A 14,036-nucleotide genomic window follows, 5' to 3' on the forward strand; every position below is an offset into this window, starting at 1 on the left:
GACTGTCTCCGGACCGGAGGGGAAGAGGGATCTTGGGTTCGAAAGAGGGAACAGCCTTGTCCCGCCGCCTGATGCTGGCGGCGGGCGCCGGGACCGCACTGGCGGGCGTCGTGCCCCTGGGCACCTCGGCGTACGCGTCCACGCCGCGCCACACCGCGCTCACCCGGCGGTTGCGCAACCTCGAAAGGGAACGGTCGGCCCGCCTGGGCGTGTTCGCCCAGGACATGGCGACGGGCAGGACCGTCGTCCATCGCGGGCACGAACTCTTCCCGGTCTGCTCGGTGTTCAAGACCCTGGCCGTCGCGGCCGTCCTGCGGGACTTGGACACGGACGGGACGTACCTGTCGCGGCGGATCCGGTACACGAAGCAGGACGTCGTACGGTCCGGGCACGCCCCGATCACCGGCCTGCCGGAGAACCTCGCCCGCGGCATGACGGTCGAGGCGCTGTGCGCGGCGACGATCACCCACAGCGACAACACCGCCGCGAACCTCCTGCTGGCGAAGCTCGGGGGCCCGTCGTCGGTCACCCGCTTCTGCCGCTCCGTCGGGGACTTCGTGACCCGGCTCGACCGGTGGGAGCCGGACCTCAACTCGGCCGAACCGGACCGGACGACGGACACGACCAGCCCGTACGCCGTCGGCCGGACCAACGCCCGGCTGATCCTGGGCGACGCGCTCGATCCGGCGGACCGCGACCGGCTGGCCGGCTGGCTGCTCGCCAACACGACGGGCGGCAAGCGGCTGCGCGCGGGCGTTCCCGGCGACTGGTCGGTCGCCGAGAAGACCGGGACGGGCGCCTACGGCACCACGAACGACGTGGGGGTGGCGTGGCGGCCCGGCCGGGGCTCCGTCGTCCTGTCGGTGCTGTCCACGACACAGGACCCCGACGCCCCGGCGGACGACGAACTGATCGCCCGTGCGGCCGCGTTGATCGCCGCCGAACTCACCTGACGGCCGCCCGCCGGTCGTGGTCACCGCGACCGGCGGGCGTCGCGTTCGGCGGCGGCGTGCCACCAGCCCGGCGGGGAGGGACCGGTGACCACCGAGGCCGGCTGGTCCGGGTGCAGTCCTAGGGGCTGCAGGTCGGCGGCGGGGACGCGTACGTCGAACCCGCCGTGCCAACGCCCGTCAGGGCCGGGGCCGCAGGCGAGGTCCACCCGGATCCGGGCCGGGTCGAGGGGCATCCAGTCGATGCCCCGGTCGCGCAGTCAAGCGCGAACGGCCGCGAGGGGCGGCGGACAGCCCCGGACGTTCTCATAGGCGGCGACGGTGACCCACGCGGCGCTGGACTCGTTCATGAGGTCCATGATGCCCGAGCGCCGCGGACCCCGCCGACCCCGCCGACCGTCGCGCGATAGCCTCGGGCCATGCCCGAGACATCCGTGGCGCGCTTCTACGACGAACTGGCCGACGACTACGACCGGATCTACGCGGACTGGGACGCGAGCGTCCGCCTCCAGGGCAGCGCCCTGGACGCCCTGATCGGCCAGGAGGGCGCGGCGGTCCTCGACTGTTCCTGCGGTATCGGCACCCAGGCCATCGGCCTGGCGCTGCACGGCCACCGGGTCACCGGGACCGACCTCAGCCCCCGCGCCGCCGCCCGCGCCGCCCGTGAGGCCGCCCGCCGGAACCTGACCCTGCGCACGGCCGCCGCCGACATGCGGCGCCTCCCCTTTCCCGACGGCCGGTTCGACGCGGTCGTCTGCGCCGACAACTCGCTGCCCCACCTGCTGACGGAAGGGGACGTGGTCGCCGCCCTGGCCGAGATGCGCCGCGTGCTGCGACCCGGAGGCCTGCTGCTGGTCAGCACCCGCCCGTACGACGAGCTGCTGCGCGACCGCCCGGTCTCGACCCGACCCCAGGTCCACGGCGACGCGGACCGCGACGGCGACGGGGAACGGACCGTCACCTTCCAGCTCTGGCACTGGCACGACGACGGAGAGCGTTACGACCTGGAGCACTTCCAGCTCCACCCGGCCGACGGGCAGTGGCGCGCCCAGGTCCGCCGTACCACCTACTGGGCCCTGGGCCAGGACCGGCTGACCGGCCTCGCGACCGACGCCGGCTTCGCCGCCCCCACGTGGCGGACGCCGCGGGAGACGGGCTTCTTCCAGCCCCTGCTGGTGGCCCGCTCCGGCGCGTAGAGGACCCCGCGACCCTGGTCGCGAACGGGCGTCGGACGTTCATCCGCATCACATACGTAACGTCCTACAGTGCGTATATGGAAAAGATCGCATTTCTGGGAACCGGCTCGATGGGCCTGCCCATGGCCCGGCGCCTGCTCGAAGCCGGATTCCCGCTGACCGTGTGGAACCGTACGCCCGCCCGCGCCGAACCGCTCGTCTCGGGCGGTGCCACCGCCGCCGCCTCCCCCGCCGACGCCGTGCGGGACGCGGACGTGGTCGTCACGATGCTGTCCGACCCGGCGGCCGTACGTGACGTCGTCGGCGCGTTCGCGTCGGCGCTGCGTCCCGGCGTCACGCTGGTCGAGGCCTCGACCATCGGCCCCGAGGCGCTGCGGGAGCTACGGGGCCTGCTGCCCGAAGGCGTCGCGCTCGTCGACGCGCCCGTCATGGGCAGTGCCGACCGTGCCGCGTCCGGCGAGCTGATGGTGCTGGCCGGGGGCGACGTGGCGAAGGTCCGGCACGTACTCGACGTGTTCGGCTCGGTGATTCCCTGCGGCCCGGAGGGAAGCGGCGCCGCCCTCAAGGTCGTGCTGATCAGCGCGGTGATCGCCGGAGTGACGGTGGTGGGCGAGGCGATGGCCCTCGCCGACGGGTACGGCATTCCGGAGGAGCAGGTGAAGCAGGCCCTCTCGCGCCTGCCGCTGGCCGGGCTGGCCGGCCGGGCCTTCGGCCAGGGCAGCACCTTCGCGCTGCGGCTGGCCGCCAAGGACGTGGCGCTGGCCACCGCGTCCGCGGACCTCCCGGTGGCCGAGGCGGTCCACGGGTGGCTCACCTCCTTCCCCGGCGCCGGCGACGAGGACCTCGGCCGCATCGTCCACCACATCCGCGAAGAACGCCGGGCCTGACGCCCTCTCAGGTACCGCGCACATCAGGGGAGTTACTGCCCGGGACGCCGAAGCGTCCCGGGCAGCGTCGTTTCCCGTCGGGACAATCGGCGCTTTTCCCGACCACCGCGCCGCCATCGGGAATTCATTTCCGCGGATCACGCGGTTCGTCCGCCGCAATGGTGCCGGTTTCCAGGGACAACCTTTACTTGCAACTCGCCACGCCCCGGGCTAATTTTACGCCGCGTCACACAGACGGCGCATCCCCCCGCACCCGCATGAGTCGTTAAGGCTGGTACGCACAGCATGCTGTTCTTTGCGAAGAAATCCGAGAACTCCGCTCCCCGCCCCGGACGTTCGAGGAGACTGCGCCGCTCCGCGCTCGTCAGCGGTCTCAGCGCCTTGGCGCTGGTCGTAGCCATTCCGGGCAGCGCGAACGCGAACGTCCTCCCCCTCCTCCCGCAGAACGCCGACGGGCTGGAGCAGACCTTCTCCCCCGCGTACGACTACGACAAGGACGGCTGCTACGCGACCGCGGCCATCGGCAGCGACGGCACCCTCAACCCCGGCCTGAGCCTGGGCGGAGACGTGAACGGCCACTGCCGTGACGCGGCCCAGCTCAACAACGCCAACACGTACTCGCGCGAGAAGTGCAACAACGACTGGTGCGCCATCGTGTACGCGAGCTACTTCGAGAAGGACCAGGCCACCCTGGGCCCCGCGGCCATCGGGCACCGCCACGACTGGGAGCACGTAGTGGTGTGGGTCAAGGACAACGTGCCCCAGTACGTGTCGGTGTCGCAGCACAGCGGCTACCAGGTGGCCGACCGGTCGGCCATACGCTTCGACGGGACCCACCCCAAGATCGTCTATCACAAGGACGGCGCCTCCACCCACGACTTCCGCTTCGCCAACAGCAACGACGAACCGGCGGAGAATTTCACCGGCAACTGGTTCTTCCCGCGTCTCGTCGGCTGGGAGGGTTACCCGCCCGGATTCCGCGACAAGCTCCTGAGCGCGGATTTCGGCGCCGCCACGATCAAAATCAAGGACGGCGACTTCGAATACGCGCTGGCACATTCCATGCCGGCCGGGATCTCCTTCGATCCGAACGCCTGACACAACGTCGCGGGGTGACGGTCACGCCCCGGTGGTCGAGCCAGGACGGACGATCATCAGGACCGTGACCGTCGCCCAGAGCAGGTTGAAGACACCGGTCAGCATCGCCAGCCGCGCGGTCGTGGCACGCTCGACCGCCGGCTGCCCGGGACCGGCGCCCGCGAGGGTGTCGAGGACGCTCTCCTGGGAGGGCAGGATCAGCAGGCCCAGGACACCCGCCGCCACCGCGGTGAGCACCATCGACGTGATCAGCCAGGGGCTGCCGAGGACGCCCATGGACCGGGCCGTCGCGAAGCCGAACAGCGGTACGGCGAGGCCCACTCCCGCGTAGACGCGGCACACGCGGTGCAACACCCGTACGGTGGCCAGGCCCTCCCCCGCACCCAGGCTCTCCCCCATACTCATGCCCTCTCCGGCACCCGCGCTCTCCCCCGTGCCGGGGACGGAGGCCGGGGCGGGAACCGCCCGGCGGGCCGCCGCGGGGAACATGCTGGCCGCGACGGTCACCGGACCGATGGCGACGATGGCGGCCAGCACGTGGACGGACAGCAGGAACGTGGTCATTCGTGTCTCTTTCCGGAGGGGTGGCCGGGATCGTCGGGGGCCACCTCGCTCACGCTAGGGCCGGCGCATCGCCTCCCCCATGGCCGGGAGCGACAGATGTCGACGGATTCTCGCCACGCTCGCCGTACCCCTCGGCGTACCGGTGGAAGCCGCTCGTCGTCCACGTGGAGCCGTCGGCGGTGATCGCGAAGGCCTCCGTGTCGGGCAGGGCCTCCAGCCAGTCGCGGGCCCGCCCGCCCATGGCGTACGCGGCGGTCGCCCGTACGTCCGCGACGGTCAGCCCCTCCCGGCAGACCACCGTGATCGACGCGAGTCCGCCGACCGGCGCCTCGCCCGTACGCGGATCGATGATGTGGCACCCGCGCTCGGCGGGCCCCGAGGTGGCCACGCCCAGGTCGTCCGCCGCCTCGACCACCAGGGCCAGCGCGCCCGGTCGCAGCGGGTCGGCGATGCCCACCCGCCAGGGCCCGCCCAGCAGTTGGACGTCCCCGCCGCCGTTGAGGCAGACCGCGCCCGCGCCGGCCCCGGCGACCGTCCTGGCCGCCCGCTCCACGGCCCACCCCTTCACCAGGCCGGTCGGGTCGAGTCCGCCCGCGTAGCGGGTCGTGAACCAGCCCTCGCTCTCCCGCTCGGCCTCGGCGCACAGCGCCAGCACCTCGCCGACCTCGGCGGCGCAGTCGGCCGCCGTCAGTTCGCCCCGGGCGAGCCGGGTGATCTCGCTGTCCTGGCGGTACGTCGAGAAGATCGCGTCGGCGCGGTGGAGCGAGGCGACGGCGGCGCGCAGCGCGGTCCGGACCCGGCGCTCGTCGCGCACGTCCCGTACGTCGAAGGAGAAGACCGTCCCCATCGACTCCTCGACGTGGCGCAGGCGTTGGCCTTCCTCCGGCATCAGGCCCCTGCCTTGTCGAGGGCGCTCTGGAGGGAGTCCTGGTAGCCCTTGCTGGTGTAGCTGGCACCGGAGACGGCGTCGATCCGCGCGCTCTGCGCGGTGACGGCCGCCTGGTTGAGCTTCGGTACGGCGTTGGCGGTGACGGACTTGCTCTGCGCGTCGGATCCGGGCGCCTGGACCGCCGCCGCGCTGACGATCCGCGTGCCGCTGAGGGTCAACCGCACCTGGACCGGCCCGTACTGGGTGTCGACGGCGTCGCCGAGCACCGTCCGCTCACGCGGCGGCGCGGCCTTCGTCGGCCGGTTCGCGGCGGGGGCCTTCGAAGCGGGGGCGCCGGAGGTGTCGGCACCGGCCTCGTCGGCGGCGGAGTCGTCCGGAGCACCCGCCGCCGGGGCGTCGGCGGCCGGTACGTCGGCGGCCGGGGCGCCCTCCGACGGGGCACCGCCCGCCGTTCGCGGAGCCGCCGCCCCCGGAGCGGCCGCCCCGCCGGGCGGCACGGTGGCCACGGCCACCGACGACCCGCTGGGCTGCTTCAGCGCGAGCAGCAGGACAACGCCCGACGCCGTCGCGGCGACACCGATCATGATCCGCCGCAGCGGATGTCTCCTCTTCACGGGGTGTGCCTCACATCTCGAAGGATTCGTGGTGGATGCGGCGGGCGGGCACGCCCGCCGCGCGCAGGGCCTCGTAGGACTGGCTGGCCAGCCCGGGGGGACCGCAGACGTAGACGTCGTGATCGTCGATGTCCGGCAGCAGTTCGCGCAGCCGCTGCGGGGTGATCTCGGGCCGGACGCCGTCGGGTCCGTTGACCGCGTACAGGAGCCGCGCGCCGCGCGCGGACGCGATCCGCCGCAACTCGCCCCAGAGCGCGAGGTCTTCGGTCTTGCCGGCCCGGTAGAGCAGGGTCAGGTCGCCGGGTTCGCCGGGCAGGGTCTCGAACAGCGCCCGCATCGGGGTGATCCCGGCACCGCCCGCGATCATCAGCACCTTCTCCTGGCTGCGCCGGGCCGCCGTCATCGCGCCGTACGGACCCTCCGCCCAGACCCGGGTGCCGGGCCGCAGTCCGGCCACGGCCTCGCTGTGCTCGCCGTTGGCCTTGACGGTGATGCGCAGCAGGTCGGGGCGCGGCGGCGCGGACAGCGAGTACGGGTTGGAGCTCCAGCGCAGTCCGTCCGTGAGGAACCGCCAGCGGAAGAACTGGCCCGGCTGGGCGCCGAGCCGGTGCAGCCGCCGCCCCGTGATCAGCACGGAGACCACGCCGGGTGATTCGTACACGGTCTTCTCGACCCTCATGCGGTGGCGCCGGTTGAGCCGGATCGGCGCGAGGACGCGGTACCAGAGCAGCAGCAGGCCGGCCGCGCCGTAGAGCACGTACCAGGCGGTACGGGCCATCGGGTTCGCCACGAACTCGGCGCCGGCGGCCAGTTGGTGCCAGAAGGTCAGGTAGACCGCCACGTAGGTGAGGAGGTGCAGGTAGTACCAGGTCTCGTAGCGCATCCTGCGCCGTACCGCCCGCGCCGAGACGAAGCCGATCAGGAGGAGGATCGCGGTGCCGATGGTCGCCTCGACCATGCGCGGGAAGTCGAGGACGACGATGACGGTCTGTTCCACGAAGCCCGTGTTGGCCTGGACGGAGTAGCCGCCGATGGTCAGCAGGAGGTGGGCGAGGACCAGACTGACCGCGTACCGGCCGCTCATCGCGTGCCAGCGGGTCACCCGGTCGGAGCCCACGCGCCGTTCCAGCGCGGGAACGCGGGCCATCAGCAGGATCACAATGGCGATCGTGTAGCCGCCGAGCAGTCCGGTGAGCCGGCCCGCTCCGATCAGCCACTCGGCCAGATCCACGTGGACGACCGGGGTGTTCTGCCACCACAGCGCCATGACGGCCACGGCCCCGGCCCAGCACACCGCCAACAGGGTTCGCGCGCCCGACCGTTGAGGGCGTATCGCGCGCATGGTCTGCCGTCGCGCGGCCCGGCCGTTGTGCATCATCGCCAAGGGAGTGCTCCTCGATTCGCCCGTGTGCCCGCCCATACGGATGTGAGGGGCGGCGAGTTCAATCGGAGCGCGCCCGGGGGCGGCGACCTGCCCGCCGGGCCGTTCTTCTGACGGCACCTGTACGGATATGCGGCCGTACGTTCTCCCGCGACGATCGACGGCGGCCGACAGCGGCAACGCGACGCGCGGGCGCGGGCGCGGTCCCCACCGTGGCGGCCGACACCCCGGTCAACCGGGGACAGCGGAAAGCCCCGGACTCGAAGGACGAGTCCGGGGCTTCCCGGTGGAGCGCTGGGCAGGCCTTGCACCTGCATTTCCCCGCAGGAAGCGGGGCGTCTTTCCTTGGACGACCAACGCCGGGCCCGTTGACCGGAGTTCCGGTCGCGAGCACATGATCAATATAACGTACGGACCCGGCGCTCCGCACCTCGGCGGCGGCCCCGCCGACGCCTCCGCCGCACCCCGCACCGAGGTCCGGAATCGGCCAACTCCCCCACATCGGGACAGAAGTGATCCGCGCGGGCCGGTGGATACGGGACAGTATGAGCCGTGATCACTAGGGGTGTCCGTCCGCACACGGAGGGACGTCATCAGGGGAGGACCGCAGTCGTGGAAGGCGCTTTCGGGGCCGCGTTGAAGAAGCGGCGTGAGGCGAGGGGGCTGACGCTCCGGGAGCTCTCCGCTCTCGTGTCGTACAGCGCCGGGTGGCTGAGCAGGATCCAGGCCGGGAAGGCGATGCCGACGGCGGCGCTCGCGCGGGCGTGCGACGAGGCGCTGGAGACGTCGGGCGAGCTGGTCGCGCTGGCGCGGACGGAGCTGGACGGCGTTCCGCGTCCGGAGCAACTGCCCATGACCACCACGGGGTTCACCGGGCGGGAGGCGGCGCTCGCCGCGCTGGACGGGACACTGCGGCGCGCCAGGGCGGCGGGCGCGCCGCTGGCGGTCGCGGTGGACGGCTCGCCCGGGGTGGGGAAGACGGCCCTGGTGGTGCACTGGGCGAGGAGCATCGCCGGGCGGTTCCCCGACGGCACGCTCTTCGCGGACCTGCGGGGCCACTCCGACCGCGAACCGGCCGATCCGCGGCTGGTACTGGGCGCGTTCCTGGCGGCGCTCGGCGCGGAGGGCTTCCCGGAGAGCGTGGAGGACCGGGCGGGGCTGTTCCGTACGGTGGTCGCGCAGCGGTCCCTGCTGATCGTCCTCGACAACGCGCGGGACCTGCGGCAGATCGAGTCGTTGCTGCCGGGGGCCGCGTCCTGCGGGCTGATCGTCACCAGCAGGCGCCGGCTGACGGGCCTGTCGGTGGTGACCGGCGCGGAGCGGGTCTCGCTGGAGCCGATGACACCGGCGGAGTCGGCGGGTCTGTTGCGCGCGGTGGTGGGCGAGCGGCGGATGGCGGCGGAACCGGACTCGGCGCGGGCGCTCGCCGAGCGGTGCGCCCACCTTCCGCTGGCGCTGCGGCTGGCCGCCGAGCAGCTGGCGACGCATCCGCACCGGCCGCTCGCGCAGACCGTGGAGGAGCTGGCGGAGGCGCCCCTCAGCGCGCTGGCCGACCACGACCGGTCGCCGCTGGCGGTCCGCCGGGCCTTCGACCTGTCCTACGACGGGCTGGGCCCGGAGACCGCGGGGATGTTCCGGCTGCTGGCGATGGCGCCGGGGGCCCGGATCAGCGGGGCGATGATGGCCGCGGTGTCGGGGTACTCACGGGCGCGCACGCGGCGGCTCCTGGACGAGCTGGTGGCGCTGCACCTGCTCCAGGAGACCGGGCCCGACCTGTACTGGACCCACGATCTGCTGCGCGAGTACGCGGCCGAGCAGGCGGAGGCGCACCAGCTGCCGGGCGAGGTCCGGGCGGCCGCGGACCGGCTGACCTCCTGGTACCTGCACACGGCCGACGCGGCGAACGCGGCGCTCGCGCCGTACCGGTGGGTGCCCTCCCTGGGCAGTCCGCCGGCCGGGGTGGAGCCGCTGGTCTTCGCCGGCCCCGGCGCCGCGGCGGCCGCCGCGCGGTGGCTGGACGGCCTCGGCCGCCAGGACCTGGTGGCGGTGGTGGAGCTGGCCGAGGCGCACCGGCTCCCGGCGGCGTGGCAGGTGTGCGTACGGATGTGGAACTGGCTGCTCCTGCGCAAGCCGTGGGACATCTGGATCGCGAGCCATCTGGCGGGGCTGCGGGCGGCGACGGCGTACGGGAACCGGGACGACAAGGCGTGGGTGTCCGTCAACCTCGGCGACGCCTACCGCCAGCGGGGCGACTTCGCGCTCGCGCGCCGCCATACGACGAACGCGCTCGAACTGCGGCAGCGGGCCGGCGACACGCTCGGGGAGGCGTGGGCGTACGCGTCCCTGGGGCTGACCGCCGCCGACCAGGACGATCCGGACGCCTACCACCACTTCGCGGACGCCCTGATCCGGTTCCGCGAGGCGAAGGACGCGCACGGCGAGGCGGTGGCCCTCTGCAACGGGGCCGCGGCGGCGGGGCGCCTCGGCAGGAACGCCGAGTGCGACGACGGGTTCCGCGAGAGCCTGGCGATCTTCCGGGCGCTGGGCGACCTGTACGGGGAGGGCATGCTCTGGGACCGGCGGGCGGCGCTCGCCCTGCACCGGGGGGACCCCGAGCAGGCGGCGGGCTATCTCCAGGTGGCGGTCACCCGGCACCGCGACGGCGGCAACCTCTGGCCGGAGGCGGACACCCTGCACCGGTACGCCGACCTCCTGACCCGTACGGACCGCCACGAGGAGGCCGCCGCGGCCCGTCAGCGGGCCGGTGACCTGTTCCGGGACCTGGGCGACCCCCGCGCGCACACGCTGCTCCCCGAGGCCGGGCGGCGCGGCGCCGTACCGGAAGGGCGATGACACCGGGCCTCGCGGCGGCGGAGGTACGAGGGGGCGGAGGTACGGGGGCCGCCCTCCGGCCGGGAGCACGGTACCGGCGGTTCCGCAGTTGAGGTCGGGGCGTCCAGGCAGCACCCTTGGCGTATGGACCATGGTGGCGCCGCCGCGATCATCGATCCCCACGGCACCGTGACCGGGTGGAGCGAGGGGGCGCGGTCGCTCACGGGCTATTCGGCCCAGGAGGCCGTGGGGCGGCCCGCCAGGGAGCTGCTCGCGCAGGACGCTCCGGCGGCCGTGGTGGCCGCGCTGACCGGCCGTGTCGTCCTGCGCCACCGGGACGGTCACGCGCTGCCACTGACCCTCACCGCCTCCCCCGTGACCGGCGCGGCCGGGGAACCGCTGGGATTCCTCGTCGGGGGCGCGCCGGCGGGCGGTCCCGAGCCCCCACTGGCCGTCGGTACCGTCGAGCAGGCGTCCGTCATCATCACCGTGTTCGACAGGGATCAGCGCTACGTCCTCGCGAACGCCACGGCCTGCCGGATCCTGGGGGTCCCCGAGCACGAGGTGGTGGGGCGCCTCGCCGCCGACGTCATACCGGAGGACGGGGGCGGCAGGGAGCTGACAGAGCACCTGGCCGAGGTGATCCGTACCGGCGAGCCGGACCAGTACGACGTCGAAGTCCCCGCGCCGGCCGACGGGCGGGAGCGGGCCTGGACGATCTACCTGTGGCCGGTCCTGGACGCCGACGGCCGGGTGTCGGTGGTGGGCCTGGTCGCGTTCGACCGCACCGAGCAGCGCGGGCTGCGCCGGCGGGTGTCCCTGCTGAACGAGGCGGCGACCCGGATCGGCACCACCCTGGACGTGGTGCGCACCGCCGAGGAGCTGACGACGCTGGTGGTGCCCCGGTTCGCGGACTTCGCCAGCGTGGACCTGCTGCACTGGGTGCTCGGCCCGGGCGATCCGTCGTCGCCGGCCGCCGACGGGGTGACGCTGCGGCGCGCCGCGTACACGTCGAGTGTGAGGAACGCGCCGCCGCCGGGCCTCAAGCTGGGTGCGCCGAGCGTGCACCCCGCGTTCTCCCCCACGGCGCGGGCGATCGCGGAGGGGCGGGTGACGCGGGTGAACGCGGGGGATCCGGAGTTCGCCCGGTGGATCGCGGACAGCGACCGGCGCTACCCGAGCGGGAGCGACTTCCGCGCCCGGATCCGCTCGCTGCTGGCCGTGCCCCTGCGGGCCCGGGGCACCACGCTGGGCGTCGCGATCTTCTCCCGCCTCACCCACCCCGACGAGTACACCGACGGCGACATGGGCCTCGCGGAGGAGCTGGCGAGCCGGGCGGCGCTCAGCGTGGACAACGCGCTGCGCTACTCCCGGGAGCGCGCGACCGCCCTGACCCTCCAGCAGAGCCTGCTCCCCAAGGCGCCGCGCGCCCAGGCGGCGGTCACGGTCGCGCACCGCTATCTGCCCTCCCGGTCCGCGGCGGGCATCGGCGGCGACTGGTTCGACGTCATCCCGCTCTCCGGGAGCCGGGTCGCCCTGGTCGTCGGTGACGTCGTCGGGCACGGGATCCAGTCCTCCGCGACGATGGGGCGCCTGCGCACCGCCGTACGGACCCTCGCGGACGTCGACCTGCCGCCGGACGAGCTGCTCACCCATCTCGACGACCTCGTCACCCACCTGGCCGCCGACGAGCACAACGCCGAGATCGCCGAGCTGGGCGCGACCTGCCTCTACGCCGTCTACGACCCGGTGGCCCGGCGTCTGACCATGGCCTCGGCGGGGCATCCGCCGCCCGTCGTCGTGCGGCCGGGCCGCGCCGGACGCGTCGTCCAGGTCGCGACGGGCCCTCCCCTCGGCATCGGCGGCCTGCCGTTCGAGTCGACGGAACTGCTCCTTCCCGAGGGCTCGCTCCTCGCCCTGTACACGGACGGGCTCATCGAGGGCCCCGACCGTGACATCGACGAGGCCACCGCCCAGCTGTCGGCGGCGCTGTCGGCCCCGGCCGACGACCTGGACGCCGTCTGCGACACCGTCCTGCGCACCGTGCTACCCGAGCGGCCCGGCGACGACGTGGTCGTACTCCTGGCCAGGACGCATGCGCTGGGTACGGACCGGGTCGCGACCTGGGAGATCCCGGCCGAGCCCGCCAGCGTGGCGACGGCCCGGCAGGCGGCGACCGAGCAGCTGGCCGCCTGGGGGCTGACCGCGGCCTCCTTCATCACCGAGCTGGTGGTCAGCGAACTGGTCACGAACGCCATCCGCTACGGCGAACCGCCCATCCGGCTGCGGCTCATCCGGGACCACACCCTCATCTGCGAGGTGTCCGACGCCAGTTCGACGTCGCCGCATCTGCGGCGCGCCCACGCCTACGACGAGGGCGGCCGGGGGCTGCTGCTGGTCGCGCAGCTGACGCGGCGGTGGGGCAGCCGGCAGACGGGCGGCGGCAAGACCATCTGGGCGGAACAGGTGCTGCCGCCTCCCGACTGAACGCGGTGTGCCCGTCGAGCGGTGTGTCCGTCGAGCGGTGTGTCCGTCGAGCGGTGTGTCCGTACGGCGCGGCGGCCCGGCGGCCCGTACGGTCAGCGGCCCAGGTACCGGGTCGAGCCGCGTACCACCAGCTCCGGCCGGAGCACGACGGACCGGTGGGTGTGGGGGCCCCGGTCCGGCTCGGTCTCGTCGAGCAGCATCTCCGCGGCGGTACGGCCCATCCGCTCGGCCGGCTGCCGTACGGAGGTGAGCGGGACCACCGCGGCCGCCGCGAACTCGATGTCGTCGTACCCCACGATCGAGACGTCGCCCGGGACGTTGACCCCCGCCCCGTACATCGCCTGGAGCACCCCCAGCGCCAGCAGGTCGTTGGCGCAGAACACGGCGGTCGGCCGCGCCGCGAGCCCCAGCAGCCGCGCCCCCGCGTCGATCCCCGACGCCACGTCGAGGCGGGCCGTCTCCAGATGGCCCAACGCCGCCTCGGGCAGGCCCGCTTCACGCAGGGCGGCGAGCGCGCCGGTGCGGCGGTCCCGGCACTGCGGGAGGTCCATGGGGCCGCTGACGTACGTCACCGAGCGGTGGCCGGCGGCCAGCAGGTGCCGGACCGCGAGCGCCCCGCCGGTCACGTCGTCGACCGAGACCGAACAGCCCTCGGCGGTCGGCACGGCGCGGTCGACGTGCACGAACGGGATGTTCTGGCGGGCGAAGTCCCTTACGTTGCGCCCGGTGGCGTCGGCCGGGGTCAGCAGCACCCCGCGCACCCGCTGCTCGGCGAAGAGCGACAGGTACTCCGCCTCCTCGGAGGCGCTGCCCGCGCTGTTGCAGAGCATCACCCCGAGCCCCGCCTCCCGCGCGGCGCGCTCCGCGCCCTTGGCGACGGCGACGAAGAACGGGTTGGCCATGTCGAGCACGAGGACCGCCAGTATCCGGCTGGTCCCGACCCTGAGCTGCCGGGCGGTCTCGCTGCGGACGAAGCCGAGTTCGTCGATGACCGCCCGGACCCGTACCCGGGTCGGTTCCGACACCTTCTCGGGCCGGTTGAGGACGTTCGACACCGTACCGACCGAGACCCCGGCCCGCCGGGCCACGTCCTTGATGCCTACGGTCCGGTCCACGTGTCCTGTCCTGTGCGTCTCGT

Annotated in this window: 12 protein-coding genes; 6 read left to right on the forward strand and 6 right to left on the reverse strand. The window is 73.6% G+C overall.

All coding sequences use genetic code 11. The annotated features are described in order from the left end of the window. Positions 1–71 precede the first annotated feature (71 nt). Positions 72–953: a class A beta-lactamase gene (gene bla, locus HA039_RS01795; RefSeq protein WP_167035965.1), complete on the forward strand. Its 882-nt coding sequence runs from the start codon at positions 72–74 to the stop codon at positions 951–953. A gap of 20 nt (positions 954–973) precedes the next feature. On the opposite strand, the gene HA039_RS01800 is transcribed toward bla, so the two are convergent. Next, complete coding sequence (locus HA039_RS01800; RefSeq protein WP_167022748.1) at positions 974–1,186, reverse strand: hypothetical protein; 213 nt, start codon at positions 1,184–1,186, stop codon at positions 974–976. Positions 1,187–1,369: 183 nt separating this feature from the next. Between HA039_RS01800 and HA039_RS01805 the strand changes: the two genes are divergently transcribed. The 3 genes from HA039_RS01805 to HA039_RS01815 all read left to right on the forward strand — a co-directional run bounded on the left by HA039_RS01805 (position 1,370) and on the right by HA039_RS01815 (position 4,131). Next, the gene (locus tag HA039_RS01805; RefSeq protein ID WP_167022751.1) at positions 1,370–2,146 is read left to right on the forward strand and encodes a class I SAM-dependent methyltransferase; all 777 of its coding nucleotides are present in this window, start codon (positions 1,370–1,372) and stop codon (positions 2,144–2,146) included. Positions 2,147–2,223: 77 nt separating this feature from the next. Further along, positions 2,224–3,033 carry an NAD(P)-dependent oxidoreductase gene (locus tag HA039_RS01810; protein ID WP_167022753.1) on the forward strand — a complete coding sequence of 270 codons (810 nt, stop codon included), beginning with the start codon at positions 2,224–2,226 and terminating at the stop codon, positions 3,031–3,033. A gap of 285 nt (positions 3,034–3,318) precedes the next feature. Then, a complete protein-coding gene (locus tag HA039_RS01815; RefSeq protein ID WP_167022756.1) occupies positions 3,319–4,131 on the forward strand; it encodes an NPP1 family protein in 813 nt (270 codons plus the stop codon). A gap of 21 nt (positions 4,132–4,152) precedes the next feature. Here HA039_RS01815 and HA039_RS01820 read toward each other — a convergent pair whose 3' ends face one another. From HA039_RS01820 to HA039_RS01835, 4 genes are read right to left on the reverse strand one after another with little or no spacing between them, the layout of a single operon-like run. After that, the gene (locus HA039_RS01820; protein WP_167022759.1) at positions 4,153–4,695 is read right to left on the reverse strand and encodes a hypothetical protein; all 543 of its coding nucleotides are present in this window, start codon (positions 4,693–4,695) and stop codon (positions 4,153–4,155) included. Positions 4,696–4,744: 49 nt separating this feature from the next. Next, positions 4,745–5,584 carry an FAD:protein FMN transferase gene (locus HA039_RS01825; RefSeq protein WP_243869024.1) on the reverse strand — a complete coding sequence of 280 codons (840 nt, stop codon included), beginning with the start codon at positions 5,582–5,584 and terminating at the stop codon, positions 4,745–4,747. Continuing rightward, positions 5,584–6,198, reverse strand: a complete 615-nt coding sequence (locus HA039_RS01830; RefSeq protein ID WP_167022762.1) for an FMN-binding protein — start codon at positions 6,196–6,198, stop codon at positions 5,584–5,586. Before HA039_RS01830 ends, HA039_RS01825 begins: the two co-directional genes overlap by 1 nt. A 10-nt stretch (positions 6,199–6,208) precedes the next feature. Next, entirely contained in the window at positions 6,209–7,576 is a 1,368-nt protein-coding gene (locus tag HA039_RS01835; protein WP_243869972.1) for a ferredoxin reductase family protein, read from the reverse strand. Positions 7,577–8,191: 615 nt separating this feature from the next. Here HA039_RS01835 and HA039_RS01840 point away from each other — a divergent pair. Together HA039_RS01840 and HA039_RS01845 are read left to right on the forward strand one after the other, a co-directional pair. Beyond that, positions 8,192–10,432 carry an ATP-binding protein gene (locus HA039_RS01840; RefSeq protein ID WP_167022765.1) on the forward strand — a complete coding sequence of 747 codons (2,241 nt, stop codon included), beginning with the start codon at positions 8,192–8,194 and terminating at the stop codon, positions 10,430–10,432. 123 nt (positions 10,433–10,555) lie between these two features. Beyond that, positions 10,556–12,898: a SpoIIE family protein phosphatase gene (locus HA039_RS01845; protein WP_167022768.1), complete on the forward strand. Its 2,343-nt coding sequence runs from the start codon at positions 10,556–10,558 to the stop codon at positions 12,896–12,898. 92 nt (positions 12,899–12,990) lie between these two features. Here HA039_RS01845 and HA039_RS01850 read toward each other — a convergent pair whose 3' ends face one another. After that, entirely contained in the window at positions 12,991–14,013 is a 1,023-nt protein-coding gene (locus HA039_RS01850; protein ID WP_167022771.1) for a LacI family DNA-binding transcriptional regulator, read from the reverse strand. Between the last annotated feature and the right edge of the window lie 23 nt (positions 14,014–14,036).

The sequence above is a fragment of the Streptomyces liangshanensis genome, assembly GCF_011694815.1.
GTDB lineage: Bacteria > Actinomycetota > Actinomycetes > Streptomycetales > Streptomycetaceae > Streptomyces > Streptomyces liangshanensis.

Coding starts and splice junctions, on each gene's coding strand:
- bla (WP_167035965.1), top strand. CDS start 72: ATGCTGGCGGCGGGCGCCGGGACCGCACTGGCGGGCGTCGTGCCCCTG.
- HA039_RS01835 (WP_243869972.1), bottom strand. CDS start 7,576: ATGATGCACAACGGCCGGGCCGCGCGACGGCAGACCATGCGCGCGATA.
- HA039_RS01810 (WP_167022753.1), top strand. CDS start 2,224: ATGGAAAAGATCGCATTTCTGGGAACCGGCTCGATGGGCCTGCCCATG.
- HA039_RS01825 (WP_243869024.1), bottom strand. CDS start 5,584: ATGCCGGAGGAAGGCCAACGCCTGCGCCACGTCGAGGAGTCGATGGGG.
- HA039_RS01800 (WP_167022748.1), bottom strand. CDS start 1,186: ATGCCCCTCGACCCGGCCCGGATCCGGGTGGACCTCGCCTGCGGCCCC.
- HA039_RS01845 (WP_167022768.1), top strand. CDS start 10,556: ATGGACCATGGTGGCGCCGCCGCGATCATCGATCCCCACGGCACCGTG.
- HA039_RS01815 (WP_167022756.1), top strand. CDS start 3,319: ATGCTGTTCTTTGCGAAGAAATCCGAGAACTCCGCTCCCCGCCCCGGA.
- HA039_RS01805 (WP_167022751.1), top strand. CDS start 1,370: ATGCCCGAGACATCCGTGGCGCGCTTCTACGACGAACTGGCCGACGAC.
- HA039_RS01820 (WP_167022759.1), bottom strand. CDS start 4,695: ATGACCACGTTCCTGCTGTCCGTCCACGTGCTGGCCGCCATCGTCGCC.